26 protein-coding genes are annotated in these 25,476 nt (G+C 40.8%); 18 read left to right on the plus strand and 8 right to left on the minus strand.

All coding sequences use genetic code 11. The features are described from left to right. The first annotated feature begins 23 nt into the window (after nucleotides 1-23). The 6 genes from FBB35_RS15285 (at nucleotide 24) to FBB35_RS15310 (ending at nucleotide 3,318) form a co-directional block, all read left to right on the plus strand. Nucleotides 24-488 (plus strand): hypothetical protein, encoded by a 465-nt coding sequence (locus tag FBB35_RS15285; protein WP_174710368.1) that lies wholly within the window; start codon nucleotides 24-26, stop codon nucleotides 486-488. A 365-nt stretch (nucleotides 489-853) separates the two neighbouring features. Continuing rightward, a complete protein-coding gene (locus FBB35_RS15290) occupies nucleotides 854-1,036 on the plus strand; it encodes a CsbD family protein (RefSeq protein WP_069070399.1) in 183 nt (60 codons plus the stop codon). A 321-nt stretch (nucleotides 1,037-1,357) separates the two neighbouring features. Then, a complete protein-coding gene (locus FBB35_RS15295; protein WP_174710369.1) occupies nucleotides 1,358-1,798 on the plus strand; it encodes a hypothetical protein in 441 nt (146 codons plus the stop codon). Nucleotides 1,799-1,903: 105 nt separating this feature from the next. Next, the gene (locus FBB35_RS15300) at nucleotides 1,904-2,425 is read left to right on the plus strand and encodes a hypothetical protein (RefSeq protein ID WP_174710370.1); all 522 of its coding nucleotides are present in this window, start codon (nucleotides 1,904-1,906) and stop codon (nucleotides 2,423-2,425) included. Nucleotides 2,426-2,449: 24 nt separating this feature from the next. Further along, entirely contained in the window at nucleotides 2,450-2,599 is a 150-nt protein-coding gene (locus FBB35_RS15305; protein ID WP_174710371.1) for a hypothetical protein, read from the plus strand. A gap of 80 nt (nucleotides 2,600-2,679) precedes the next feature. Continuing rightward, nucleotides 2,680-3,318: a histidine phosphatase family protein gene (locus tag FBB35_RS15310; protein ID WP_174710372.1), complete on the plus strand. Its 639-nt coding sequence runs from the start codon at nucleotides 2,680-2,682 to the stop codon at nucleotides 3,316-3,318. A 60-nt stretch (nucleotides 3,319-3,378) separates the two neighbouring features. Here FBB35_RS15310 and FBB35_RS15315 read toward each other — a convergent pair whose 3' ends face one another. From FBB35_RS15315 to FBB35_RS15325, 3 genes are read right to left on the minus strand one after another with little or no spacing between them, the layout of a single operon-like run. Further along, entirely contained in the window at nucleotides 3,379-3,816 is a 438-nt protein-coding gene (locus tag FBB35_RS15315) for a hypothetical protein (protein WP_174710373.1), read from the minus strand. Nucleotides 3,817-3,835: 19 nt separating this feature from the next. Continuing rightward, nucleotides 3,836-4,255 carry a PIN domain-containing protein gene (locus tag FBB35_RS15320; RefSeq protein ID WP_174710374.1) on the minus strand — a complete coding sequence of 140 codons (420 nt, stop codon included), beginning with the start codon at nucleotides 4,253-4,255 and terminating at the stop codon, nucleotides 3,836-3,838. Next, on the minus strand, nucleotides 4,252-4,542 hold the full coding sequence (locus FBB35_RS15325) for a hypothetical protein (RefSeq protein ID WP_174710375.1): 291 nt from the start codon (nucleotides 4,540-4,542) through the stop codon (nucleotides 4,252-4,254). The genes FBB35_RS15320 and FBB35_RS15325 overlap by 4 nt, the downstream gene beginning before the upstream one ends. Before the next feature lie 324 nt (nucleotides 4,543-4,866). Here FBB35_RS15325 and FBB35_RS15330 point away from each other — a divergent pair, with 324 nt between their 5' ends. Continuing rightward, nucleotides 4,867-5,988 carry an IS630 family transposase gene (locus FBB35_RS15330; protein WP_174709027.1) on the plus strand — a complete coding sequence of 374 codons (1,122 nt, stop codon included), beginning with the start codon at nucleotides 4,867-4,869 and terminating at the stop codon, nucleotides 5,986-5,988. A gap of 211 nt (nucleotides 5,989-6,199) precedes the next feature. On the opposite strand, the gene FBB35_RS15335 is transcribed toward FBB35_RS15330, so the two are convergent. Further along, complete coding sequence (locus FBB35_RS15335) at nucleotides 6,200-9,892, minus strand: tetratricopeptide repeat protein (RefSeq protein ID WP_174710376.1); 3,693 nt, start codon at nucleotides 9,890-9,892, stop codon at nucleotides 6,200-6,202. A gap of 258 nt (nucleotides 9,893-10,150) precedes the next feature. Between FBB35_RS15335 and FBB35_RS15340 the strand changes: the two genes are divergently transcribed. Next, complete coding sequence (locus FBB35_RS15340) at nucleotides 10,151-11,278, plus strand: succinylglutamate desuccinylase/aspartoacylase family protein (RefSeq protein WP_174710377.1); 1,128 nt, start codon at nucleotides 10,151-10,153, stop codon at nucleotides 11,276-11,278. Nucleotides 11,279-11,451: 173 nt separating this feature from the next. Here the strand turns inward: FBB35_RS15340 and FBB35_RS15345 are convergent, their stop codons facing one another. Then, a complete protein-coding gene (locus FBB35_RS15345; RefSeq protein ID WP_174713652.1) occupies nucleotides 11,452-12,534 on the minus strand; it encodes an ATP-dependent 6-phosphofructokinase in 1,083 nt (360 codons plus the stop codon). A gap of 281 nt (nucleotides 12,535-12,815) precedes the next feature. Here FBB35_RS15345 and era point away from each other — a divergent pair, with 281 nt between their 5' ends. Both era and FBB35_RS15355 read left to right on the plus strand, forming a co-directional pair. After that, the gene (gene era / locus FBB35_RS15350; protein WP_174710378.1) at nucleotides 12,816-13,790 is read left to right on the plus strand and encodes a GTPase Era; all 975 of its coding nucleotides are present in this window, start codon (nucleotides 12,816-12,818) and stop codon (nucleotides 13,788-13,790) included. Nucleotides 13,791-14,005: 215 nt separating this feature from the next. Continuing rightward, complete coding sequence (locus tag FBB35_RS15355) at nucleotides 14,006-14,683, plus strand: response regulator transcription factor (protein ID WP_174710379.1); 678 nt, start codon at nucleotides 14,006-14,008, stop codon at nucleotides 14,681-14,683. Nucleotides 14,684-15,700: 1,017 nt separating this feature from the next. On the opposite strand, the gene FBB35_RS15360 is transcribed toward FBB35_RS15355, so the two are convergent. Then, the gene (locus FBB35_RS15360; protein WP_174710380.1) at nucleotides 15,701-16,270 is read right to left on the minus strand and encodes a DUF3611 family protein; all 570 of its coding nucleotides are present in this window, start codon (nucleotides 16,268-16,270) and stop codon (nucleotides 15,701-15,703) included. Between the two features lie 430 nt (nucleotides 16,271-16,700). Here FBB35_RS15360 and FBB35_RS15365 point away from each other — a divergent pair, with 430 nt between their 5' ends. Both FBB35_RS15365 and FBB35_RS15370 read left to right on the plus strand, forming a co-directional pair. Next, a complete protein-coding gene (locus tag FBB35_RS15365; protein ID WP_174710381.1) occupies nucleotides 16,701-17,174 on the plus strand; it encodes a TspO/MBR family protein in 474 nt (157 codons plus the stop codon). A 90-nt stretch (nucleotides 17,175-17,264) separates the two neighbouring features. Further along, a complete protein-coding gene (locus FBB35_RS15370; RefSeq protein WP_174710382.1) occupies nucleotides 17,265-17,738 on the plus strand; it encodes a TspO/MBR family protein in 474 nt (157 codons plus the stop codon). Between the two features lie 5 nt (nucleotides 17,739-17,743). Here the strand turns inward: FBB35_RS15370 and FBB35_RS15375 are convergent, their stop codons facing one another. After that, entirely contained in the window at nucleotides 17,744-18,451 is a 708-nt protein-coding gene (locus tag FBB35_RS15375) for a M15 family metallopeptidase (protein WP_174713653.1), read from the minus strand. A 117-nt stretch (nucleotides 18,452-18,568) separates the two neighbouring features. On the opposite strand from FBB35_RS15375, the gene FBB35_RS15380 reads away from it, so the two are divergent. The 5 genes from FBB35_RS15380 (at nucleotide 18,569) to FBB35_RS15400 (ending at nucleotide 23,867) form a co-directional block, all read left to right on the plus strand. Then, entirely contained in the window at nucleotides 18,569-20,059 is a 1,491-nt protein-coding gene (locus FBB35_RS15380; RefSeq protein ID WP_174710383.1) for an aminotransferase class I/II-fold pyridoxal phosphate-dependent enzyme, read from the plus strand. A 192-nt stretch (nucleotides 20,060-20,251) separates the two neighbouring features. Continuing rightward, a complete protein-coding gene (locus FBB35_RS15385) occupies nucleotides 20,252-21,235 on the plus strand; it encodes a choice-of-anchor A family protein (protein WP_174710384.1) in 984 nt (327 codons plus the stop codon). Between the two features lie 135 nt (nucleotides 21,236-21,370). Next, entirely contained in the window at nucleotides 21,371-22,390 is a 1,020-nt protein-coding gene (locus FBB35_RS15390; RefSeq protein WP_174710385.1) for an ABC transporter ATP-binding protein, read from the plus strand. Between the two features lie 153 nt (nucleotides 22,391-22,543). Continuing rightward, nucleotides 22,544-23,431: an ABC transporter permease gene (locus tag FBB35_RS15395; protein ID WP_174710386.1), complete on the plus strand. Its 888-nt coding sequence runs from the start codon at nucleotides 22,544-22,546 to the stop codon at nucleotides 23,429-23,431. A gap of 40 nt (nucleotides 23,432-23,471) precedes the next feature. Further along, the gene (locus FBB35_RS15400; protein WP_174710387.1) at nucleotides 23,472-23,867 is read left to right on the plus strand and encodes a hypothetical protein; all 396 of its coding nucleotides are present in this window, start codon (nucleotides 23,472-23,474) and stop codon (nucleotides 23,865-23,867) included. 362 nt (nucleotides 23,868-24,229) lie between these two features. Here the strand turns inward: FBB35_RS15400 and FBB35_RS15405 are convergent, their stop codons facing one another. After that, nucleotides 24,230-24,670 (minus strand): peroxiredoxin, encoded by a 441-nt coding sequence (locus tag FBB35_RS15405; RefSeq protein ID WP_174710388.1) that lies wholly within the window; start codon nucleotides 24,668-24,670, stop codon nucleotides 24,230-24,232. 193 nt (nucleotides 24,671-24,863) lie between these two features. On the opposite strand from FBB35_RS15405, the gene FBB35_RS15410 reads away from it, so the two are divergent. Continuing rightward, a complete protein-coding gene (locus FBB35_RS15410) occupies nucleotides 24,864-25,268 on the plus strand; it encodes an Npun_F0494 family protein (RefSeq protein WP_174710389.1) in 405 nt (134 codons plus the stop codon). Nucleotides 25,269-25,476 lie beyond the last annotated feature (208 nt).

Raw genomic sequence — 25,476 nt, forward strand, 5'->3', positions numbered from 1 at the left:
TAACAAACCAGAGGTCTTCGTTTATGGCTATTAGCAGCGCTGGCAAAGCAATCAGTTCTCGGCAAAACAATGCCAAGTCTTCAGGGGAAACTACAGAGGAAGTTGAAAACCAACAAGACCAGAGCTTGAATGCAGATAAAGTCGAGGAAGTTACTGAACTGCCAGTGGGAGCTTCTGGAACACTCGCCATTTCTGGAATTCGTCCCATAGGCGCTAGCGACTTAGAAGTTGCTGAACACCTTTCAATTGCTGGGGTGCGCCCCGTTAGCATCAGTACCTTAGAAGTAGTTGAAACCTATAACTCAATGGGTATTCGTCCAATTGGTGCTAATACATTCCAAGTTGTTGAAAGTATGAACCTCTCTGGGATTCGTCCAATTGGCTCAAGTTTGTTGGTAATTGATGAAAGCTATTCTACCTTCGGTAATCGTCCAATAGCATCAAATGAGATTGAAAATTCTGAAAGCCTGATGGGTTTTCTAGATTAGACAAAAAAATATACCCATAACTTTATTAACCCAGTTTCGTATAGAAACTGGGTTTTTTATTTAAATAGTCAAAACTAGAAATTACGATATTTGCCCTTGTTCTATGTCTTTTAGCATAGGTAACTAAACTGTTATTGCTTTAATTGACATTCAATCAATAGCCAGAACGCATACTATGACTAGCTTTCTTAATTACGAGTTAAGCATTACGTTAGCGAAGAACGAGCGTCATTATGATTTTTTAATATGTCTTGTGGTGGAAGGCTTTAGCAAAAACTTTAAGCTACTGTGTAAAAGTAATCACAAAAGATTTCAAAGTTAGTTATAGCTTTGAAAGTAATCTTTTACAAAATCAGGAGTACAAAATGAGTATTGAAGATCGCGCTAAAGCTGCTGCTAAAAATGTTGAAGGTAAGGCCCAAGAAGCATTAGGAAATATCACTGGAGATCCAGAAGATAAAGCCAAAGGTAAAGCAAAACAAGCTGAAAGCGAAGTCCGTCACGGGATTGAAGATGTAAAAGATAATGTGAAGAAAAATATTGACTAACAATTCATAATTTTTTTGCAGAAACTCTAGGGATATCAATGGGGTGGATTCCAGTTTTGCAAGAAAATGTGAAGTGTTCGAGATTCATTCAATGCTATATACCTTTCTTCTCACCTTAGCAAGGGTGGAAAGATAAAGGACTAGCTTGATTGGCATAAATTTTGCAGAGGCGTAATTAATTACTCCTCTGCATTACAAAGTAATTTTATTAATTCATAGGAATAACCTATATAAATTCTAATTTTATAAATGTCAGCAATTAGTTTGAACGTACAAATTATTATATCTGTTGTTTAAAGTCTTTTTTCAGGAGGTAAAAAAATGATTCTGCTTCAACAAAGTCGCAAAATATTGGCGACTTTCCTTTTAATTGGAGTATTGATGATAACTACCGCTTGTGGTGGTGGTACTGTGTCACAAGTTGACCGCCCAACAACTCCCTCAGCCATTGGCCGAGATGTAACTTATGCAGAGTTAGAGCGAGGCAATACCCCAGGCGGACAAACCTTTGGTACTTGGGTTGTGCAAACATCTCAAGGATTGGTTCAGGATGCTTATGTTCGTGATAACAACAAATTGGGTGTTGTTGTTTCTTCTAAAGTTCGTCCTAACGAAGTGCGACCATTAGCAAAATCCTTAGTTCAAGGTTTTCATAAGAACTTTCCCAATCAAGACTTAAAGGTTTTGGTTTATGCGCCTGATAAGAAATTGATTTTGACTACTGAATATGACACTCAGACTAATCAAGTTAAGTATAGCTAATTGCTGTGTTTGCAATGAAAACTTGAAGAGAGTTTGAGTAATTGGAATTATGGCTTGGAAATACAGCCATAAAAAGAATTTGACGAAAGAAAGGAGATAAGTAAAGTGGCAACTAGTGAAGAATACAAGCGTCAAATAATGAAAGATTTGGCTCAGGGTGATGTTGAATCTCTGGATGATACTAGAGCCGAGTCAACGGCAGAATATCAAAACTTTGATGATTTTGCTCAACGGACAACACCAGATCAACGTCGGCATTTATTTGGTAAGTCTTTACATCCAGATCGGATTCCAACCAGCCAAATGGAGCCAGAATTACAGAATGCGATCGCACAAATTAAACCCAATGAACGGGATGATGTAGCAAGAGCATTTTTCAAACACTTGAAGGAAAGAAAACTAGACGAGAAGCATCTAGAGCAACAGTTGGGGCTTTCTACACACCACCCCAGCCGCATGACTGCTGATGATGTTAGCAAACTCGCGTCCTTCGCCTATCATAACCACCCCGACATTTTCCGCGAAGTGCTGGCAGAGCAACCAGGGATTATCAAGTTTCTCAGTAATCCTGTAGTAGCAGGGATTCTCGGCATTGCGGCCGCTAAGTGGTTGGGTGGTCGCAAGTAACTTCTGACATTTTAAGTTTGGAGGATGAGTAAGAGATTAGGTGGGTATTACCCACCTTTACTTTTTGCTTATCAAAATCACCCAAATAAGCGATCGCTAAATGGCAATATCTACCACAAGCTTAACTGCGGTAACTTTGCCCTCAAAATCATTCCAAATATCAAAAAACTGTAGTAATATACCACAGGCATTAACTATCTTCAGCTACATCTGATTGTTAGCGCTCTTAAATTTACAATCAATGAGAATATACCGTGAGCCTAACTCTTTATTTCCTCCGTCACGGACAGACAGAATGCAGTCGTAATAATTCCTTTTGCGGTTCCATAGACTCAGAACTTACTCCTGAAGGCTTGGAGATGGCAAAGGCTTTTGCTGACGCATATACTTCTAAGGATTGGACAGCAATATTTTGTAGTCCTATGCGGCGAACTGTATTGACAGCAAAACCTTTGTGTGGAGCAATAAAGATAGAACCACAACTCAGAGATGGTTTAAAGGAAATCAACTATGGTAAGTGGGAAGGAAAAACACCAGAAGTAATTAGTCGTGAATATCACGATGATTATATTCGCTGGTCAGTAGATCCGGCTTGGAATGCTCCTACTGGTGGAGAAATGGCTGTGACAATTGCTTCTCGCGCCTTGCAGGTAATTGAAGAAATTAAACAAAATTACACTAGTGGCAATGTTTTAGTCGTTTCACACAAGGCAACTATCAGAATTATTCTGTGTAGTTTACTGGGGGTTGACGTGGGACGCTTCCGTTTTCGTTTGGGATGCCCTGTGGCTTCGGTGAGTATTGTAGAATTTAGTTCACATGGGCCGTTGTTAAAGGTTTTAGCAGATCATAGTCATTTGAATGAGCAGTTGCGAAATTTACCAGGAACGTAAGAGAAGTTAGGAGTTAGGAGAGACGCGATTAATCGCGTCTGTACAATATTATTTTTACCCTTACTCTACCTGGGTATCTGGCTCAGTGTATTTGCAATAAACATTGATTCCAATTTTTAGAAAATATAACACGACAATTGTTGCGATCGCACCATCAATCGGTATTCCATGCACTGCTGCAACGGCAACCAGGGAGCCAATGATACTATTGAGCAGAGAAGAACTACCAGGGTTATTGGTGTATTCTTTGATTTTGCCCCGTAAACCATCATCACCACAGATTTCCGCGCGGATTTCGTCGAGGGTCAGCTGCAAAATAGATTTTTTGCCCCTACTATAATCTGTTGTGCCGACTTTCTCTTGCCAGAGTGCATCAAAACTCGCTTCTAGATTGCCGTTGTGTTGTTGTAGGGTAGTAAGTGCATGTTGCGCTGGGGTATCGTTTGGCAGAAGTTGCTGAAATTCTTGGATTTCGACAGGCGTTAATTGGGCATTCATATATATTTGACTTAATTATTTATGGAGTATTTGTTAGTTCCTGAATCAACTCTTCAGATGTGATAATTCTGGGAGTAGCAACTGGAAAATCTCTAGGATTACGAGTGATAATAGCATCTAAGTGATTGAGTACTGCACTGCTGTATTGAATAGCGTCTTCAAAATCTCTAAAGTTAGCAGTTAATGCCATGTTGATTGTGGTACTGTCTACTGTTGAGACTTGACAGAAGGTTACAATTCTATTTAAAAGGGATAGAGCAGATGCTCGACCTTTATCTTTCCGAATGATGTAGTAGAGGTCACTAAAAGTAGAAGCAGAAAGATAACCTTCTATTTGTTTTTGATAAATAAATGAGAATACCTGTATAGTATTGCTGTAAAAGGGATGGCGTTCAAGAGCAAAATCCAAAATTATATTAGTGTCTAATAAGACTCTCACAGATTATGTTTCTCCTTCAAATATTCCCATTTGGCTTGGTCAGGGTCAAAATCTGAAGGAGTCGGCTCTGTATTTTCTAGCCACTCTTTCAAAATGGGTATAGAGCATTCCACTATTCTTTTTTGCTTTTCAGACTGGGACTGAATTTGATTTTCTCTAGAACTTTCCAAGGATGGAACTGGTTGCAAAATAATCACTTCTACTGTCCCTGGAGCAATATTTAGAGGTTCATCAATAATTAAGTTACCGGATTCATCAATTGTGGCGTTGAGCTTGTAGGCTTGCATATTGATTTTCCTCATCTATATATAATTAAATAATATTTTAGGCAATTTCACAGATTATAGTTAAAAGACTTTGAGGTGTTGGGTTTCGTCCCTCAACCCAACCTACATTCTACTTACTGGCTGCAAAATAGTACCTGAATCAACGATCGCAGTTATAAGTGAATGTCCTGTCGTCACCAGCATTACAACATTAAGCCTTAAGGTTACGAGATTAAGGCTTAAGGTTATGACATTAAGCCTTAAGGTTACGACATTAAGCCTTAAGGTTAAGCTAATCGGTACTTAAGTTGCATAATAAGAAGATGAAGCCGTTTCAAAGCACCTATGCCGCCACCAGCCAAGAACTTTTTAACACAGGAGCAAGTCAGCAAGCTACAGGAAGCTCTAAAAGAGAGCAACCTACCGCATATTAGGGAAAGAATTCTAATTATTCTTCTGCAAAATGATGGGAAGCCACAACACGAAATTGCAAAATTTTTAGGCTGTTCGCATAGAACAGTGGCATATTGGTGTATGCATGGAGATCCAGATAATTTAGAAACCTTACATAATAAAAGAGAGTACGAACATTGGCGAAAAGCCACTCCTGAATATATTGAACTTTTATTAAAAACTGTTGCTCAAGAACCCTCATCATTAGGTTACGAATTTGGGAAATGGACAGCAGAAAGATTAGCTACTTATTTAACCGAGAAAACAGGTATTGATTTAAGTAGCTCTCAAGTGAGGAGGATATTAAAGCGAAAAAAGTATAGTTATATTTGGGCTAAATATGATCTAAAGGATAAACAAAATCCAGTAGATAGAGCAAAATTTAAAGAAAAACTTACCCAATATTTATTGATTGCACGAGAACAGCCAGAGCGTCTACAGGTATGGTTTTGGGACGAGAGCGGGTTTAGTTTACGTGTAATTCGACGCAAGAATTGGAGTAAAAAAGGAAAACGTAAAAATGTTCCAGGGCAACGGCGTTGTGGTCGGGTTAATGTGATGGGAGCAATCCGAGAATTAGACCGAAAGCGGGTATGCTTTTTCGTGAAAAAAGGTAATGCAGATATTTTTTACGAGCAATTACAACTATTATTTGAATTAATTAAACAGGAGTGGATAAGTAAAGGAAACCTTGGCGAAGATTTTGTAAAATCTGGGCCGAAGATTATTTTAGTTTTAGATAATGCTAGTTTTCATAAACGCAAAGACATTATAGCTAAAATATCTGAAGAGTTCCCAAATTTTGTTTTAGAGTTTTTACCCCCTTACAGCCCTGATTACAATATTATTGAGTTAGTCTGGCACTCATGTAAAGAATATATTGCTCATCGCTTATTTAAATCAGTAGATGAATTAAAATCACTGCTAGATAAGCTTTTGAATCAAGGCGAGTTAGTGATTAAGTGGCATCGCCAAATCAAAAACAAAGGCAATCTCAGCTATATTGCAGCTTGAATGCCGATTAGCTTACGACATTAATCACCAGCATTACAAGATTAAGGCTTAAGGTTATGACATTAAGACTTAACATTACAACTTTTTGACAAAAGCTTATCCGATCGCTCTTTAGGATAGTGCGCTCTGTGCGATCGCAAGCAATGCTTAAATAAAACTTATTTGAGAGGCTGCAAGATCCCCGACTTCTTGAAGAAGTCGGGGATCTGAATCAACTTAGCTCATCCCGCGCTGCCCAAATTGCCTCGCGTACCTCTCCAGCGCACTCTTTACCCGTCGCCTCGCGCCAAATGGTTTGAAACTGGCTTTCGCCTAACTGCTTAAGCATACGGGCTAAATCATTTATACAATAATCAATCCAATTTTTATTATGCTCTCGATCAATAACTAAAACACGAATGTAAATTTTCAAAGCCTCAGCATAATTTTCTTGAGCTTCTAAAATCCTTCCCCATTTGAGTAATGTTAATGAAGCATTAGACCAATCTTGAAAATTACTATAAATTTTATAAGCTGCTTGATAGCATTCAGATGATTTTTGAAAATTTTGTATTTTTTCGTATGCTACACCTATGTTAGAGTATGAATTTCCCGTTTGATGAGGATTATTCAATTCACTATATATATTGATAGCTTTTTGGTAGTAGGCAATTGCTTCATCAAATTTTTCTAGAAAAAATGATATAATTCCAAGTTGATTGCAAATATCAGCTACACGGTAATCATTTTTATTATCTTCTTGAATTTTCAGGGCTTTTTGACAGTAGAGAATTGCTTGACTGAAGTTTCCTTGGTCACTTTCTACAAGACCTAAACTGTAATAAACATTAGCTGCTTTTTCTAAATCGCCTAAATCAATTCTAATTTTGAGAGCTTTGGTTAAATACTTAATTGCTTCTTGAAAGTTGTTTTTTTCAATTGCAATCAAACCTAGTTCATAGTAATCGCCAGAAGCAAAATACAAATTACCATAATCTTCATGTATCTTGCAGGATTTTTGATAATAATCACTAGCAGAATTTAAATCTTTTTGCTCATAATAAATAACACCTAAGTTGTGATAGATTATAGCAAGATTTTGCCGATTTCTAGTAGTATCTAATATCTTCAGCGAATGATTATAAAATTCTACTGCCTTTGAAAATTCTCTTTTTGATTGGGCTATCAAAGCAAGTTCATGATATTGAATAGAAATTATTTGTGTCATAAATGGATCATTTAAACCTATGATTTCATCAAGAATTTCTTGACGAACAACTGCTGCTGCATCTAAATCACCGTTATCACATGCTTCATTTGCATCTTTACCGCGTAAATACATCCAGAAATCCAAAGCATCTTTACCCTTTGCTTTTGCATCTGCCAAGTGAATGCCAACTTGCTTCAGCACCCTTTGTCGCAATGACTTGAATTCAGGTTTGCGCCCAATGCGCTGATACACTTCTCCCAAAGCTTGCAGAATTGCTTGTGCTTTAGCCCATTCTTTGTGCTGTTCGGCTAGGCGCAAGTTTTGTAACAGATTTGGTTCTTCCATTCGCAGCACAAATGTTGCCAGTTTTGCGTTGCTGATGAGTTTTCCATAGTATTTATCTGCTAAATAAGCGTAGAAAATCAGCAACTTTTTTTCGAGTTTGTTAATCACCTCCTGGGAAGCCATTGTATTTAACTGCTGACGCAAATACCAAGGTAGTGCTGGGTGAATTTTGTAGATAGTCTCATAACCAAAATATTCCAAAATACCTGCGGTAGCAGCTTCATTCAGAATTCTAATCCAATCTTGTTTTTGTAAGTTCTCTCCAAACACTGCTCGATAAGCTTGTCCATAATAACCATCAGGACTTTCTGAAAAACTATGCAGCCAATCTGCATCAACCAGATCGCAAAACAGCGCCAAAAATGGTAAATGTTGGCGTGTACGTTCCGACAACTTCGCAAAAGAATAATCCAAGGACACAGTGAGAGATTTTTCTCTCCCTTCTTCCTCTTGTCCCCTAAAAGTATCCAACCCCTGCCGCAGTGCCTCAATTAACTGCACAGGTGTCTGCATCTTTAAATGCGGCAACACCACCCGCAAAGACAACGGATGTCCCCCCAACAAATTCAACAATTCCAAATACTCTGCTGGCAGGTTCTTTCTCTCCACACCCACTGTTTGCAGAATCTTCGCGGCTAACTCTTGGGCATCCGCTTGAGACAACCCCCGCAAGTTGATTAAACTATAACCACAATCAAGCCAAGGTTCTTCGCGGCGACTGGTAATTAATACCCAAGATTTACCACCCCGCAATTCCTTAAGAAACCGCTTCAGCTTGTTTCTCTCTTCCCTACTCAATAATGGTTCATTCCCCGTAGGGAAACCGTTGACAGGTTCAAAGTTATCCCAAATCAACAAGCAAGGATTAGTTTGCAAATATTCCCGCACCACATCCTCTTGCTTATCTGGCATCATTTGGGAAAATCTCTCACCTCCTAACGCCCTACCAATTTGGTTAATTAGCTGACTTAACCCCGCACCCTGTTCAAAAGAGGTGAAGAATATACCGCCTGTACGTCCTTGAGTGTCATCCAACCACCGGGCGAAACCTGCGACTAACTCAGTCTTACCAACGCCGCCCATTCCCTGCACCAAAACCACATGATTTTGTCGAAATGCTCTCTCTAAACGCAAAATCTCATAATCCCGCCCAATAAAACCATAAGCACTTTCATCAGGTAAACCTACAGCTTTGCTGCTTTCTGGAGTATTGTCTGTTTGCGCCATCAAATCGGCAAAACTGGGTGCTGTCTTTTTAGGAACAAAAGGCGTGTAGGGTTCCTGCTGATACAACACTGGCACAAGCCAATCTTGTAAAGGTAAATTTCCTTTGGGACTGGGGCGCATTTTGTCAATAGACATGGACTTTCGCCCTGCTGCAACTGCTGTGGCGATACACTCTCCCCTGACTAATTCCCCATACAACCGCCCAATAAAGTGTTCTGCACCTTTGGCGTAAACTGAATACGCCATCGCTACCACGCCCTTAGCCCCCAATTTCACCAACTGTCCCGCCACTGAAGAAAAAGCTTCTTCGCCTACTTGTCCAGACTTGCAAGCATTCAGCACAAAAATTGGTACGCGACAATCTGTTAAATATTGGGCAATTTCTCTAGCACTGACAGCTTGCTCATTTCCCTGTTCATCCTCAAAGACTAAAACTCCCTGAGTCTGGCTGTCAAAATTACCATGTCCATCAAAATGGACGATATGATAAAAACCCTTATTTGCTTGCAGTTCCGCTTCAAACTCTTTCAAGCTAGGGGGACGCAATACCTTAAGATTGACTCGCTGACGTATGGGTTGCAGCGCCGCCAGCAGTGGACGGGCAATGGTTTTAAACCCTACGTCTTGCTGATCGTAAGGACGCGCAATAACTAGTAAAATATTCAGTTGGTCATCGGGCATTGCTGGCAATGGTGCTTTTACGCCCTGACTGCTGAGACTGCGATACATCCCCGCCAGTGAAGGTGCAAGAAATTGATAATCGGGGGAATATAGCAACTCCCAAGGCAAATTCAGCACGTTGGCGTTATCGGAAATGATGCCCAGTTCACAGTTATCAAGTCCTTCCCGTGTAGCTTCTTGAAAAAACTCTCTTCCTTTCTCTGTACTGCGAAATACTAGCTCAAATAAATGTTGTCCCCAATGCTGTAATTTTTGTTCAATTTTTACAGCGTTATCTGGAAAAATACCGTAAGGAAACTTTAGATAATTTTCTAAATACCAGCGCAACTCAGCTGCGTTTTCTTCACCGAAGGGTTGCTGGAAGGCGACTTCTGACGCAAAACGAGGACTTTCATATCCGCGTTGCCAAGAAAGTTGGATTTTGTCGTCTTGATGCGTAATCCGCAACCAATTCTGCGCCATAGCTACTGCCAATACTAGTTAATGTGATGCTACCTTATCTTAGTGATTCACGCAGAGGTTAGGTGATTACGCAAATTAAATCAGCAAATTTGCGTCAAATCGTGGCGAATTGAGGATTTAAATTTAAACGCAAAGGGGCGCAGAGGTAAGCGCAGAGGAACGCAGAGAATTAGCTACGAATTAATGAAATTTTGTACTAAGCTTTTTATTCAGTACAGATACAGCGATAATTTACTCAAATCATCACCGAGTTATTTCATGCTGCCAGTTATTGAAAGCATTTTATTACGTCAAATGGCTTCGGGCGATCGCCTATACTTACAAATATACAAATTCATCGGCGCTAAACCTGGTAAAAAGGTATACATTCAATCTAATCTGCACGGTGCAGAAATCGCTGGTAATGCCGTTATTCACCAGCTAATTGAGTTTTTATTAACAATAAATGATACAAATTTAGCTGGAGAAATTTGGTTAGTTCCCGTTTGTAATCCAATGGGGACGAATGAACGCGCTCATCATTTTTCCCCTGGACGATATTGCATTTACGAAGCCAAAGACTGGAATCGGATATTTTGGGACTACGAGAAAGAAGCTGATGATTTAGTAGCTTTTACTAAATCTCAACTTCATAGTGATCCAGAGGTCGTTCGACAAGATTATCTAACTATAATTAAGCAAAACTTTGCGAAAGTTTTAGAAAAAATTAATTCTTCTAATGGTGTTCCCTACACTGAGCTTTTTGCCTACAAGCTACAAAAATTGAGTTTAGATGCAGACTACTTAATTGATTTACATAGTTCTACAAATCAAGCATTAGACTATATTTATTACTTCCAAAATCGAGAAGACAGTGCCAAATACTTTCTACTCGATTTCGGAATCTTACTTGATAAATATGATGGTGATGCTTTTGATGAAGCTTTTATCAAACCTTGGTTAGCACTAGAAGCTTGTTTTAAAGAATTTGGTAGAGAAATCAAGTTTGATGTGGAAGCTTGGACACTGGAATTAGGCTCAGGAATGCAAATAAACCCTGATTCAGTCGCCAAAGGTATACGGGGTGTGAAAAACTATTTAATGCAAAAAGGTGTACTACAAATTCCTGATTTATCAGATGAGACAAAAACTCATAAGATGACTTTCGCATCTAGCAGCAACCGGAAAAAATATTATGCGATCGCAGGTGGTATGATTCAATCTAGAATAGCATTAGGTAGCAAAGTCAAAACTGGAGACAAGCTGTATCAAATTCTCAGCTTTAATAAAGAAGGTCAACTACCTAGTGTAATTGATGTCTGCGCTCAACATGATGGATTAGTTTATGATGTCGCAACCAATCAAGCTGTAAATGAAGGCGAGTTTGTTTTGGGAATTGTTAGTTAGGACATGGGGCATTGGGCATAGATATTCATGTAATTTTCATCACATACTAAACATGAAAATTTCTTTCCTTAAATCATCACAAAGACGCGATAAATCGCCGTCTCTACAAAAGACTAATTATTGTAGAGACGGCGATTCATCGCGTCTCTTGCCAGAATCGAAGAGTATTGAGTTTAATCTCCCAAATAAATACCCATACCACGGGCGGTTTTAACTAAAGTACCATTGGGATCAACGGCACTATATTGAGCGATCGCTTCTGTAATTGGTACACTTAATACTTGGCGATTTTGCCATGTCACCATGCGATCGTATTTACCCTCTGCAATGAGATTAACGGCTGCAACACCAAAAGCAGTTGCAACTAATCTATCTAGTGGTGAAGCAGTTCCACCCCGTTGAATGTGTCCTAAAACTGTAACTCGCGTTTCTACACCGATGTGTTCAATAATTTTATCTGCCAAATATTCGCCAATTCCACCGTATCGAGATTGACCTAAGCGATTTGTAATGGTCACATTTTCCCCATCGTGGGTACGAACCGCTTCAGAAACAATAATCAAACAATAGTTTTTGCCTTTCTCTTGGCGTTCTTTAATTTTGTGGCAAATATGCTCAACGGTGTAAGGAATTTCGGGAATTAAAATTACATTTGCTCCTCCCGCAATTCCCGCAGCTATAGCTATGTGTCCAGCATCACGCCCCATTACTTCCAAAATCATGACTCGGCTATGACTTGCAGCGGTAAAATGTAACCTATCTAATGCTTCTGTGGCAATATTGACTGCTGTATCAAAACCAATAGCGTGTTCAGTAACGCCAATATCGTTATCAATGGTTTTGGGAATACCTACTAAATTAATCCCACCTTGTTGGGCGAGACGGCGGAGAATTGCCAAACTACCATCGCCGCCAATACCAATCAAAGCGTCTAAACCTAGCTCATGATAACCTGCAATGATTTCTTCGGAGCGATCGCATAAACTCCCATCCGCCATTGGAAAAGCAAAGGGGTCGCCTTTATTGGTTGTCCCCAACATTGTGCCACCCGCAGTTAATAGCGAGTCAACTTGATCAACTTCCAGCTTGGTGAATTGTGGTGGACGCGCCATTAATCCTAGAGTCGCTTGACGAATTCCCAAAACCTCCCAGCCGTAAGTATCCACAGCACAATTTACTACAGCCCTAATCACAGCATTTAAGCCAGAACAATCACCTCCACTGGTAAGAATTCCAATGCGTTTGGGTTCTTCCATATTTTTTATTGACATTTTGATCCAGATATATTGAGTAGTCGATGAAACTTAAGCCAAAATTAGCAACAGATTAAACCTAAGTTAATGCGCTCCTTATAATGCCAAAGTAATTTTATGTTTGTTTTGTATCTAAAAACAAAACAAAGTTATCTTAGCTGTAAAATATAGGTGTAGAGCCAGTAGTAGATTAAACCTCGGCAAAAGCAATCCCTAAAAATGCCAGGGGAATTTTATGCTTGTTTTGTGTCTAAGAAAAAACCAAGTTATCCCAGCTGTAAAATATGAGGGTGGAGCCAAAGGTGACTAGTATTGATAATTACAACTTCTCTTTTTCAGGAGAAGTAACAATCCCACAGGCTCCTCCTGATTTTAAATCAGGTTTTATCGGCATTGTTGGTCGTCCGAATGTCGGTAAATCTACTTTGATGAATCAATTAGTAGGGCAAAAAATAGCCATTACTTCACCAATAGCGCAAACTACACGTAACCGCTTGCGGGGCATTTTAACTACACCAGAGGCGCAGTTAATATTTGTAGATACGCCAGGAATTCATAAGCCCCATCATCAATTGGGCGAAGTATTGGTGCAAAATGCCAAAATTGCCATTGAATCGGTAGATGTAGTCCTATTTGTGGTAGATGGAGCAGTCGCTTGTGGATCGGGCGATCGCTATATTGCCGAATTGCTCAGTCGCAGCAAAACACCAGTGATTTTGGGCTTGAACAAAACCGACCAACAACCACCCGATTCTCAGTTTCTAGATGATAGTTACGCCCAAATGGCCCAGTCCCATGAATGGGAAATTGTGAAATTTTCTGCCAAGACGAGTGTAGGATTACCGCAACTTCAAGAATTATTAATTGAACATTTAGAAATTGGGCCGTTATATTACCCGCCAGACTTGGTAACTGACCAGCCAGAACGCTTTATTATGGGTGAATTAATCCGAGAACAAATTTTATTATTGACTCGTGAAGAAGTACCCCATTCAGTAGCGATCGCCATTGACCTAGTAGAAGAAACTCCCAGCATTACTCGTGTGCTTGCTACCATCAACGTTGAGCGTGATTCTCAAAAAGGCATACTCATTGGCAAAGGCGGAGCGATGCTTAAAGCAATTGGTAGTGAAGCCCGCGAACAAATCCAAAAGTTAATCGCTGGCAAAGTTTACCTCGAATTGTTTGTCAAAGTTCAACCAAAATGGCGACAGTCGCGAATTAGTTTAGCAGAGTTAGGCTATCGCGTGGAAGAATAAATTAGTCATTGGTCATTAGTCATTGGTCACTTGTACTGAGTTTCGACTGCGCGGAAATCGAGCGAAGTTGAGATTCAACTACCGCGTAGTCGTAAAGCCTGCGGCATAGCTACGCTTAGGGCACAGCCTCTCCAAGAGTTGTATTGGTTAAAAAGGCAAAGGATAAATGACTAATGACTAATGACAAAGGACTAATGACTCTTAATAAATAAATAATGTCTTTAGATATTCGCTATCCCTTAAATTTACCAGCCAATGCTCCGCCGTTGCGCGTGTTAATTGTCGAAGACGATCCGATGATGCAACTGGGATTAGAGCAATCGTTAATGGCTCATCCTCAGTTGGAGATAGTTGGACAAGCAGAAGATGGTTATTTAGGAGTTCAAGCAGCACTGCAACTCAAACCTGATTTAGTGGTTATGGATATTGGCTTGCCGCGATTGGATGGCATTGCAGCGACACAGCAAATTAAGGCGGCTTTGCCAGCAACTCATGTGGTGATGCTGACATCTCATCAAACGGAGACAGAAATTATTGCAGCGCTATCTAGTGGTGCAGATGCGTATTGTATTAAAGGTGCAAGTGTGGAACGATTGTTAAGTGCGATCGCAGCCGCAGTTGATGGTGCAGCCTATCTCGATCCCCAAATTGCGCGGCGAGTAATTGATAATCTCAAACCGCCTACACCTACCAGTAACAATGCCAACTTATCTGGACGCGAGTTAGAAGTGTTGAAACTTATGGTAGACGGCTTGAGTAACCCGGAGATTGCCGAAAAACTTTATCTAAGTCCCAACACTATCAAAACTCACGTCCGAGGGATTATGAATAAATTAGCAGTAGACGATCGCGTGCAAGCAGCAGTTGTGGCACTGCGTTCTGGGTTGGTTTGATTGAATATAAAGCAAATGCAGCAAAATACAGAGACAAACCTCAGCAAAAGGTAAGATTACTAGTGTATCGAAACTTAACAATGAATTTCTCACTTTCTGCCCCACAAGCCCCGAAGAATGGCGAAAATGGTTAGAGAAAAATCATCAGCAGCAAACAAAAACCCATCGGTAAGATAACAAAGCCTACGTAATTCTTTGATAACCTGTTTTTTCAACCGTAGGCGTAGCCCGCACTTCTCTACGAAATGCTTCCCTCTAAGCGTAGCTATGCCGCAGGCTTTACGATTTTACTCAGTGACCATCGTAGACATCGCTCTTTAACGTAAACAATATTACCTGAATAACTTTGGTGCCTGTTATTTTTGAGTTATAACAATCGCCACAATTTTTAGTCTCATCTATAAGTAGAGACGTACATATATATGTACGCCTCTCTAGCCGATTCATTTGTTGCCAAAATTTCTGAAAAATGGTCTTACCTTAATCGATTTTAGTTAAAAAGAGTTTGAGAATTGATTAGGGTCTAGACTATCTGGAAATAGTAAAATTTCCTTGCCTTCTAAATTTGCCTTTTGGTGAAGCAAAATTGCCTTTTCCAAAGAACAATATTTAATTGGAACCCATCTGTCGCTATAAAAGTAGACAGTTACTCGGCTCATTGCATACTCTTTCAACGGCAATGGAAGAGACCAGGACGAGTCCACAGTTTGAACCTTACCTCTTGAGTCCATGCTTTGAACCTCAATTACTAAGTATATATACTTTCACTCATCAGGATGATTTAAAGTAACTGTCATAAGTAATAAGAATCTGCTTTGAAACTGAATCTTTAGGTAAAAGTTAGAATAATTAGAATTAACCTAAAGATATGCTAGAAGTCAGTTTAAACTTATCATTTTTAGGTTAGATGCTCACAGGTTCAAAGGCTTATTCACAAGTATCTGAGGTAGATGAACACATTTCCAAGACTCGTTCACGAGTATCAAAGACTCATCTGACCAATTAAGTGTAGTGGTATTAATGTTGATGCACTCGCTCCAGTAACCATAACGAAGCAACAGTGCCTACAAAGTGAGCAGCAATCCCAGTGATGTCTGCCACAACCACAAAAACATCCATCGGTCGAATAATGTTGTAGGGATTGGTGATTGCTACTCCTGGAGGTTGGGATATAGATTTTGCCACTAGCACGAACACGGTTGAACCAGCACCTAAGAGAGTTAATAATATTCCTACTAAACCCACAATTATCCCCAGTCGGAGGATTTTAGTTGTATTTGGCTTACTGGGATGCAAAGCTGGATTGGAATTTTCTAAAGCTTTGCCTATGTGAGTGTAACGAAAGTTCCAATAGAGACTGAATAACAATAGTACAATTCCGCAGACAGCCCAAAATATGCCAATTCCAAGACCAGCATTCTGTTGCTGAACAAATTCACGACCAGTCAAAGCAAACAACAAAGCTAAGACAGAAACCACTCCAATTGACAATTGTGCCCAGAAAGTAATCCAGCCTGTAAGACGAATAGTATTACCGATTCCTCGTGTTTCTGGTGGTAGCGATCGCGCTTCTGATTCAGTTTGCATATAAATTACCATTAAATTTAATTGCCTTATGCCCCTATTGCCAAGAATATTTCCTCAGTTCGCCTCATACCCCCACCCCTAGACATAATCACCTCAAAATCTTGGGGAATAAAATCTTAATGGGCATGGGGCATTGGGAATTGGGCATCGATAAGAGAGAAGAGATAAGGGGGACAAGGAAGAGGGGGGAGACTTGGGAGAGACTTGTTGAATAATTCTCCCTTTATCCCCCTTGTCCTCCTTGTCCCCCTCATCTCCCCTTCTGCTCCCTACCCCCTGCCTCTTCGCGATGCCCATAATTTAAAATCCTGCCAAACGATGTAAAGGTTTCAAACTCAGGGACGATGAAGAATTAGCAATTAAATTGACAAAATTACACTATAAAGAGTGATATTAAGCGATAGATAGCGCTTGCAAAGGACTAACGGGCATGATTAAATCTTGGATGGTGATTGGGGGCGTGGCTTTCTTGGTTGCTTTAGCCGCTAACGTGATTACGCCTAGCGATCGCCAATGGTTCAAGCGCTTACAACGACCAAGATGGCTAACTTTTGAGGGTGCGATTCCAATTATCTGGACTGTAATATTTATTTGCGGTGCTTGGTCGGCTTATATTATCTGGGAAAAAGATCCAGGAAGCACCTCAACCTGGTTAATCATGGGTTTATATCTACTGTTAGAAATAATTACTATCGCCTATACGCCTGTAATGTTTAGGCTTCGCAGTCTAAAAGTGGGAACAATTCTTGGTGGCACAGGTTTTATCATTTGTGCTTTCTTAATACTTGCAGTCTTAAGTATTTCTGGTTGGGCAGCATTGCTACTAGTTCCTTATATCCTGTGGAGTCCCATTGGTACTTATACCACTTGGCAGATGACCGCTCTCAATCCTCAAGATGCCTAAGATTCGCACCAACGAATGATTCAACATATTCTCTAAATTGTCAAACTTGCAGTGTATGACTTGACAAAATACACAAAGCAAAAGGTAATTATGATTCCATCTTGGATAATAATTGGGGCTGTAACTTTCTTCATCGCCCTTGGAAGTTTCTTGATTACGCCACGTGATGTTAAATGGTTTGCAAACTTAAGTCGCCCTCGCTGGCTAGTTTTTGAGCCATTGATTCCGATCATCTGGACTGTGATTTTTATTTGCGGTGCAACTTCAGCTTATATTGTCTGGGAAAAAAATCCCGGAAGCCCAATTACTTGGTTAATAATGGCTTTTTACCTTTTGGTGGAAATTATTACCGTTGCCTACATACCTATAATGCTGAGGTTTCGCAGTCTCAAAGCTGGGGAAATTCTTGGGCTAGTTGGTTTGATTTCAGGTGTTGTCCTTGCAATCTGCGTTTTGCCGATTTCTCTAATGGCGGCGCTGTTACTCCTTCCTTATCTAATTTGGACTCCTATTGGTACTTACACTACCGACGAGTTAAAAGAGTTAAATCCTCAAGATGCATAACGCATCTATGCAATACGGCCATAACGTGCCGTGGCAGGATTGGCTGGATTAGATTGATTATTCAGCCAAGCCCACATTTGATCGCCAACAGAAAAATGCCACCACTCTCTGGGATTGCGTTGAAACCCTGCTTTTAACATTACATCTTGCAATAGCTGGCGGTGAGCCTGATAGTTTTGTGCTTCTGGGTCGTCATTATTGGCATAATAATCGGGATGCGATCGCTCTGACATTTCATCAATCGGCGAACCCATATTTACTATTTGCCCAGTATCATCTACTAGTGTCACATCCACCGCCGCACCCGTACTGTGAGGAGGCGGAGTTTTTTCATCCAAACTCGGTGCAGCCCAAATTGCATAAACCGCTTCCCAAACTTCTTGACGTTGGTTTGGGGATAACTCCACGTTAGTTAATCCCCTATCCTGCACTGCTTGAGTGAAGCTGTAATCTACCATAAACTGCTGAACTGCGATCGGGCGATAAGCATCAAAAATTTGGATACGCCAGTGAGGATGCAGAACATCAAGATAATTTTGCGCTTGGATTAAATTTTCAATAACGCTTTGACGCAGATAATAAGGGGAATGTTCGCCATAAGGCGCACCTAATTTTTCATAAGGATGGGGAGATTCCACTGCAAACAATTCTAAAGGAATCGCTATTAGCGGTTCACCACACTCAAAAATTGGGATTTGATGATAAGGCCTCATGTAAATCATTCGTAATTCATAATTTGTAATTATCACCCCAAGCTGTGCATTAGGAATAATTTATTTCTGTACACTAATAAATTTACCTTTCTTCTACCTTCAATTACGAATTATTAAATGCTCAATCAAAATCAAACACCTTTATTAGATGCCTTAAAAGCCAATGCAGCAAGACCTCATGCACCTTTTTACACCCCAGGACATAAACTAGGTAAGGGAATTTCTCAACCCTTAGCTGACTTACTTGGCAAAGCTGTCTTTCGCGCTGATTTAACCGAATTAGCAGATTTAGATAATCTCTTTGCGCCCCAAGGAGTTATTCAAGAAGCGCAACAACTTGCGGCTGAAGCATTTGGCGCTTCGCAAACATGGTTCCTTGTCAATGGTTCTACCTGTGGGATTGAAGCAGCAATTCTCGCTATCTGTGGCACAGGCGATAAAATTATTCTGCCTCGCAATGTGCATTCTTCGGCGATCGCAGGTTTAATTCTCTCTGGTGCAATACCCATTTTTCTCAATCCTGAATACGATCCAGTTTTAGATATTGCTCACAGCATCACGCCCAATGCTGTACAGTCTGCACTCCAACAACATCCTGACGCTAAAGCAGTGTTGACAGTTTATCCAACATATTACGGCGTTTGTGGAGATTTGAGTGCGATCGCCAATATCACCCATCAATACAATATCCCTTTACTTGTAGATGAGGCACACGGCGCACACTTTGCCTTTCATCCAGAATTACCCACTCCAGCTTTAACCGCAGGTGCTGATTTAACTGTACAATCCATCCACAAAGTACTCGGTGCAATGACACAGGCATCGATGCTGCATATTCAAGGTAACAGGATAGATTGCGATCGCATTAGTAAAGCTTTGCAACTTGTACAATCTACCAGTCCTAGCTATTTACTTTTAGCTTCTTTAGATGCAGCCCGTCAGCAAATGGTACTCCACGGAAAAAAGCTGATGTCTCGCACTTTGCAACTTGCCAATGAAGCGAGAACAAAAATAAGTCAAATTCCTGGATTATCTGTCTTACAGATTCTTAGCCCCCCTCCTTATCAAGGGGGGTTGGGGGGATCTCCCGATTTTGTGGCTTTAGACGAAACGCGATTAACAGTAACCGTTTCTGGTTTAGGCTTAACCGGATTTGAAGCAGAGGAAATTCTGGATGAAAAATTTGCTGTCACTGCTGAATTCGCCTCACTGCAACACCTCACCTTGATCATTAGTTTGGGCAACACTACAGCCGATATTGAGCAATTAGTGCAAGGTTTTACCACTCTTGCCAAAGAATATCGCCGAAACAACTTGACTCTTACCAATCCTGATGGGCAAAATCTTTTAACTACACAGGCTCATACTTTACATTTTTCTCCCCGTGAAGCCTTTTTTGCCATCAGTGAAACATTGCCTTTAGCACAAACAAGCGATCGCATCTGTGCCGAAATCGTCTGTCCCTATCCCCCAGGAATTCCTGTGTTAATGCCGGGAGAAATCATTACTAAACCAGTACTTGATTACTTACAAAAAATCCAAGTCATGGGGGGATTTATTAGTGGTTGCACTGACACTAGCTTCAAAAGCTTAAAAGTTTTAAAGTAACATCCAAACTCCTAAATTATTGTTGATTAATTTTTAATTAATGCGTCAACAGTAAATATGCTTATAAAGAAGTTTTAAGCAAAAATACACAGTAATTTTACAGCTATGAAACTTCTATGAAAATAGCTAGCAGACTAATGTCATCTTTGATTTATCTCTATAGGATCATATTGATGATTAATAAACCAAAAAATGAAATCAAAAATCTATTATGTTTGGGGATTAGTAGCAGCCCCGATTGTAGTCACTTTAGCGCTGAGTTTCTCGGCTAGAGCGAATGCAGTTGAATTAGGCGCTGCCTCTGATTACAATGTATTTGTTTTGGGAGATATCACTCAAAAATATACAGATATTGAAGGAAAACTTGCTGCTGGTGGTAACGTTAATTTCGTCGGCGGACTTGGAAGCAGACTTTCTGGCAATAGCGGCAACGTAGTAGTAGCTGGACAAAACTTAACTCTAAGCAACGGTCAAGTTTACCACGGTAACGCTGTCTATGGAGGCAGCGCCAATGTGTCTAGCAATGTGGGATTTCCCCAAGGAACTCTTACCAAAGCTAACCCCATTGACTTCAATGAAGCAGGGAAAGAACTGCGAGGGCTATCTCAATATTTGGCAACCTTAACTCCTACTGGTAAAACAACAGTTCAATCTTGGGGGGCTATTAACCTTAGTGGTAGTGGTACTGCCTTCAATGTTTTTAATCTTGCTGGCTCAGATGTCTCCAAGACAAACTATTTTGAAATTAAGGGGGACGCAAATTCGACTATTGTTGTCAATATCAGCGGTAAGGATGTGTCGCTACAAAACTTTGCTTTCAATATCCTGGGCACAGATAAACAAAAGGTGATTTACAACTTCTATGAAGCGACAAACATAAATGCCAGTGGGATTAGCATACTAGGTAGTATTCTTGCTCCTTTGGCTAATTTCAATTTCAATAATGGTCAAGTTAACGGCAACGTAGTAGTAGCTTCTTTGACAGGAAATGGCGAATCTCACAACTATCTGTTTAATGGCGATCTACCAGATGTCCCAACTAAGTACTACACTCCGCCTAAGCCTCCCACCCATACTCAGGTTCCAGAACCAGCAAATCTTCCAGGTTTAGGATTAGTTACTGTAGCATTTGGTTTATTTCGCTACAAACGCAATCAAGCAGCTTGTCTAAAATAATCAGAAATTTTTGGCAGCATGGCGCATGACGCGAACTTGTTTAGAGATTTTCGCTCATGCGCTATTTCCTTGCTCCCTACCTTCTACAATAAGGATAGACTTTATTGAGATTTGTATAGTTGGGGAAAAGCTGTCATGGCTCCCGCCGTTTTAATTCAGAATCTGCAAAAACGTTACGGTACAGTGGTTGCCGTTGAGGATGTCTCCTTTCAGGTAGAGCCGGGAGAAATCTTTGGTTTACTTGGCCCCAACGGTGCTGGAAAAACTACTACCTTACGTGCCTTGTGTACGCTGACCACACCGGATGCTGGCAAAATCGAAGTATCTGGCATCTCTGTGTTAGATAATCCCAGAGTGGCAAGACAACGACTAGGCTATGTTGCTCAGGAAGTAGCTATAGATAAGGTGCTAACTGGAAAAGAACTGCTGCAATTGCAAGCAGCACTTTATCATCTGCCACGTGCAGTAGCCAAACAGCGCATTGAGACAGTATTAGATTTACTCGGTTTGCAAGAATACGCCAATAAAAAGACAGGAACCTATTCTGGCGGTTTACGCAAGCGCCTAGACTTAGCTGCTGGATTGCTCCATGCACCAGATGTTTTGGTATTGGATGAGCCAACTGTGGGACTTGATATAGAAACCCGCTTTGTGGTATGGGATTTCCTCAGAAAATTACGCGCCTCTGGGACGACGGTAGTAATTACCAGCCATTATTTAGAAGAGATTGATGCTTTAGCAGATCGCGTGGCAATTATAGATCGCGGCGTGGTAATTGCCTCTGGCACACCTTCACAATTAAAAGATCAAGTCGGGGGCGATCGCATCACCTTGCGAATCCGCGAGTTTTCCCCCATTGAGGAAGCAGAAATTGCCAAAAACCTCTTGCAAACTTTGCCCTTTGTGCAAGAAGCCATCATCAACAGCGCTCAAGGTAATTCCCTCAACTTAGTGGTGACACCTCAAAACGATGTTCTTATTAACATACAGCAAGCGTTAAATACTGCTGGATTGCCCATATTTGGCATTGCCCAATCTCGCCCCAGCCTCGATGACGTTTACCTCGCCGCTACAGGACGTACCCTAATGGATGCAGAACTTGCAGCCGTTGCCACCCGCGATCCTAAAGCTGAGAAAAAGCAGCTTATGAGATAGGGGCATGGGGGAGGGGAGAAGGGAGCAGGGGGCAGGGGGCAGGGGAGTAAAGGAGGTAACAAATCATGCCCAATTCCCAATCCCCAATTCCTAATCCCCAATTCCCAAGCCCCAATTCCCAATTCCCAATTCCCAATCCCCAATTCCCAAATTATGAGCGTTACTCCTAAATCTGATATCAATTGGCAGCCGATAACATTGCCACAAGCAGATGTTAATCCTGCACCTAACTTTTTCGCTGAATTGATACAAGAGACATTGGCTTTAACTCGTCGCTTGTTTATTCAGTTGCAACGCCGTCCCTCATCTTTAGTTGCCGGAATTATTCAGCCAGTTATGTGGTTGATACTGTTTGGTGCTTTGTTCCAAAATGCCCCCAAAGGTATATTTGGCAATACAACAAATTACGGACAATTTTTGGCTGCTGGCATCATTGTGTTTACCGCCTTTGCCGGAGCGCTGAATGCTGGTTTGCCCGTAATGTTTGACCGCGAGTTCGGCTTTTTGAATCGTTTGCTGGTAGCACCGTTAGCATCGCGGTTTTCTATAGTCTTTGCTTCGGCAATCTTCATCATCAGCCAAAGTTTGCTGCAAGCAGCCGTGATTGTAGCGGCGGCGGCGTTCTTGGGCGCTGGACTACCCGATGCAGTTGGTTTAAGTGCGATCGCTCTCATTGTCTTCCTCTTAGCTTTGGGTGTGACAGCCATCTCTCTCGGTTTAGCTTTCGCCCTACCCGGACACATTGAATTGATTGCAGTGATTTTTGTCACCAACCTGCCATTATTGTTTGCTAGTACTGCTTTGGCTCCTCTATCCTTCATGCCTCAGTGGTTGCAGGTTGTAGCTACCCTAAATCCTCTCAGTTATGCGATCGAACCAATTCGCTATCTGTATCTCCATAAAAGCTGGGAATTAGGTAGTGTAGTAATGCAAGCTCCTTGGGGCAATGTTACCTTTGGGGGGGCGTTGCTGGTATTATTTGGCTTTGCCCTTGTCGCCTTACTGAGCATTCAACCCCAACTGCGGCGAACTCTTGCTTAAAAAGATAAAATAGAGCAATTTTATTTAGGGTCAAAATCCCATGAAAAAACCATTTTTACAAATTCCTAGACTATTTGTAGCTACCGTTGTAGGTGTGAGCTTTGCTTCCTTGCTCATATCTCAACCCAGTTTGGCTCAAATCAGCAGCCCAGCAGATGCTTTTCCCAGCAATAGTACAACAGACCAAAATACCGATCCCTTCGCCCGCTCAAACTCAGACAATTTCAACATGTTTGACCTGATTCATCGGGCAAATTTCGGTACTCTCAACTGGGATTCTAACCAAAAAAACGAACAATTAGACTCAGCCGCAGCAGCCTTTAAAGCAAGTCAACAAAAACGAATTCAACAAGGAGGTCAACCACAGCCAGCAACCCCCACTTCACCATCGGTTACGCAGCCATCGTTTACACTGCCATTACCGTCAGGTAACTGAAGTCAAACAAAGAACCCCAAGCCTCTAAGGGACTTCCAAATAAAAATATTCCAAAACTGACGCAAAAATCCTCTTAATCTCTCCTCTCTCTGTGTTGCGCCAGGTGCTACAACGGGGGAACCCCCGCAACGCACTGGCTTCTCTGCGTCTCTGTGGTTCGTTTTTTGGAATAATTTATTCCTTGGAAATCCCTAATACTCTGTCAGCTAGTTTTGCGGGTTTGTAGTAAGTACTTTAATACTTAGAAAATAAAGACTAAAGTCCTTACTACGAAATTATTTACCCATCAATTTAAATTTGACAGATTATTAGGCCTTGGGGTTAAGACTATTTCAAAAATCCTTAGTTATTGGGGTAAAAAACTATAGCCCAAGTGCAGCTAAAATATCGCTAGCATGGGTGGTAGTATTTACAGCACTGTCAACATGAGTAATTTTACCGTTAGGGTCAATTACGTAAGTGACACGCTTGGCATAACCGCCGCCATCCACATCAAAAGCTTTGATTAAGGATTTGTCGGAATCAGCCAGTAGGGGAAAATTCAAATTATATTTTTGGGTGAATGCTTGATGAGAGACTTCATCATCAGCACTGACTCCCAATATTACAACATCTTTACCTTGATATTGAGATTGGGCATCCCGAAAACTACAGGCTTGTTTGGTGCAACCTGGCGTATCATCTTTAGGGTAAAAATACAAAACGACGGTCTTCTTACCGGCAAAATCAGATAACGATACTGTGTTGCCGTTTGTATCTTTGGCGGTAAATGCAGGTGCATCCGTACCAACTGCTAGAGGCATAATTAACCTTTCCTGTTTCAGATTGTTGATGCACTTGAAATTTTACATTAATTTATAATCATTAAATATAATTACTAAAAAATAGCATAACTATACTTTTGGTAACTAATTTTGGTTAAATGAGCTATACGGTATGCAAAAAAATATATTCTTGAATTAATCTTTTTTAGAAGAAAATTTATCCCTCTACACAATGGCTGCTGCTGATTCTCAGAACCAAAATATTTTTGTCTATACTCAAAGCACAGTGGAAAGAGCAGAGCGATCGCTAGTGTGTTCGCCCTTCAATCTATGTTTATTTGAAGTCATGGAACACCAGAGTGTTTCAGTAACTGCGATCGCTCTGGAAAATGGACTCAAACAGGGCTATACTAAGCGCCCTTTATCAGAATTAGCCTGTGATAACGCCTTGGGCTGGCTAATCCAAGTGGGTGTATTGCGGCGAGAAGTCGATGGACAGGGAATTACAGATAGTTTTCGCCTCACTCCCTTGGGTCGCCAGTTAGTGGAACAATACCACGGAAAAAACTGGCGGACACCTTCATGGCACGATCGTTTATTCGATGCTGTGATTCGTTGGTTACGGATACCCTTTTAGAATAAAAAACCCAAGAGTTAGGATTACGCAATCAAAGGGAATAATATATACGGAAACATCACATCTGTTCATGAAGTCTTTACAATGTGGTGAGAATTGGGAATAAGGCATGGGGCATAGGGCAGCAAAGGAGAAAGAAGTAATTTATTCTCGTTTTACCTCTTACGCTGTGTGTTTTGGGTAAAATTCGCTTACTTTACCAGAGAAA

This window comes from Nostoc sp. TCL240-02 (genome assembly GCF_013343235.1).
Taxonomy (GTDB): Bacteria; Cyanobacteriota; Cyanobacteriia; order Cyanobacteriales; family Nostocaceae; genus Nostoc.

Bases quoted from the DNA above. Each gene is read 5' to 3' on its own strand.
- FBB35_RS15285 (WP_174710368.1), top strand. From the start codon at position 24: ATGGCTATTAGCAGCGCTGGCAAAGCAATCAGTTCTCGGCAAAACAAT.
- FBB35_RS15290 (WP_069070399.1), top strand. From the start codon at position 854: ATGAGTATTGAAGATCGCGCTAAAGCTGCTGCTAAAAATGTTGAAGGT.
- FBB35_RS15295 (WP_174710369.1), top strand. From the start codon at position 1,358: ATGATTCTGCTTCAACAAAGTCGCAAAATATTGGCGACTTTCCTTTTA.
- FBB35_RS15305 (WP_174710371.1), top strand. From the start codon at position 2,450: ATGAGTAAGAGATTAGGTGGGTATTACCCACCTTTACTTTTTGCTTAT.
- FBB35_RS15315 (WP_174710373.1), bottom strand. From the start codon at position 3,816: ATGAATGCCCAATTAACGCCTGTCGAAATCCAAGAATTTCAGCAACTT.
- FBB35_RS15325 (WP_174710375.1), bottom strand. From the start codon at position 4,542: ATGCAAGCCTACAAGCTCAACGCCACAATTGATGAATCCGGTAACTTA.
- FBB35_RS15330 (WP_174709027.1), top strand. From the start codon at position 4,867: ATGCCGCCACCAGCCAAGAACTTTTTAACACAGGAGCAAGTCAGCAAG.
- FBB35_RS15335 (WP_174710376.1), bottom strand. From the start codon at position 9,892: ATGGCGCAGAATTGGTTGCGGATTACGCATCAAGACGACAAAATCCAA.
- FBB35_RS15340 (WP_174710377.1), top strand. From the start codon at position 10,151: ATGCTGCCAGTTATTGAAAGCATTTTATTACGTCAAATGGCTTCGGGC.
- FBB35_RS15345 (WP_174713652.1), bottom strand. From the start codon at position 12,534: ATGGAAGAACCCAAACGCATTGGAATTCTTACCAGTGGAGGTGATTGT.
- era (WP_174710378.1), top strand. From the start codon at position 12,816: ATGAGGGTGGAGCCAAAGGTGACTAGTATTGATAATTACAACTTCTCT.
- FBB35_RS15355 (WP_174710379.1), top strand. From the start codon at position 14,006: ATGTCTTTAGATATTCGCTATCCCTTAAATTTACCAGCCAATGCTCCG.
- FBB35_RS15360 (WP_174710380.1), bottom strand. From the start codon at position 16,270: ATGCAAACTGAATCAGAAGCGCGATCGCTACCACCAGAAACACGAGGA.
- FBB35_RS15365 (WP_174710381.1), top strand. From the start codon at position 16,701: ATGATTAAATCTTGGATGGTGATTGGGGGCGTGGCTTTCTTGGTTGCT.
- FBB35_RS15370 (WP_174710382.1), top strand. From the start codon at position 17,265: ATGATTCCATCTTGGATAATAATTGGGGCTGTAACTTTCTTCATCGCC.
- FBB35_RS15375 (WP_174713653.1), bottom strand. From the start codon at position 18,451: ATGAGGCCTTATCATCAAATCCCAATTTTTGAGTGTGGTGAACCGCTA.
- FBB35_RS15380 (WP_174710383.1), top strand. From the start codon at position 18,569: ATGCTCAATCAAAATCAAACACCTTTATTAGATGCCTTAAAAGCCAAT.
- FBB35_RS15385 (WP_174710384.1), top strand. From the start codon at position 20,252: ATGAAATCAAAAATCTATTATGTTTGGGGATTAGTAGCAGCCCCGATT.
- FBB35_RS15390 (WP_174710385.1), top strand. From the start codon at position 21,371: ATGGCTCCCGCCGTTTTAATTCAGAATCTGCAAAAACGTTACGGTACA.
- FBB35_RS15395 (WP_174710386.1), top strand. From the start codon at position 22,544: ATGAGCGTTACTCCTAAATCTGATATCAATTGGCAGCCGATAACATTG.
- FBB35_RS15400 (WP_174710387.1), top strand. From the start codon at position 23,472: ATGAAAAAACCATTTTTACAAATTCCTAGACTATTTGTAGCTACCGTT.
- FBB35_RS15405 (WP_174710388.1), bottom strand. From the start codon at position 24,670: ATGCCTCTAGCAGTTGGTACGGATGCACCTGCATTTACCGCCAAAGAT.
- FBB35_RS15410 (WP_174710389.1), top strand. From the start codon at position 24,864: ATGGCTGCTGCTGATTCTCAGAACCAAAATATTTTTGTCTATACTCAA.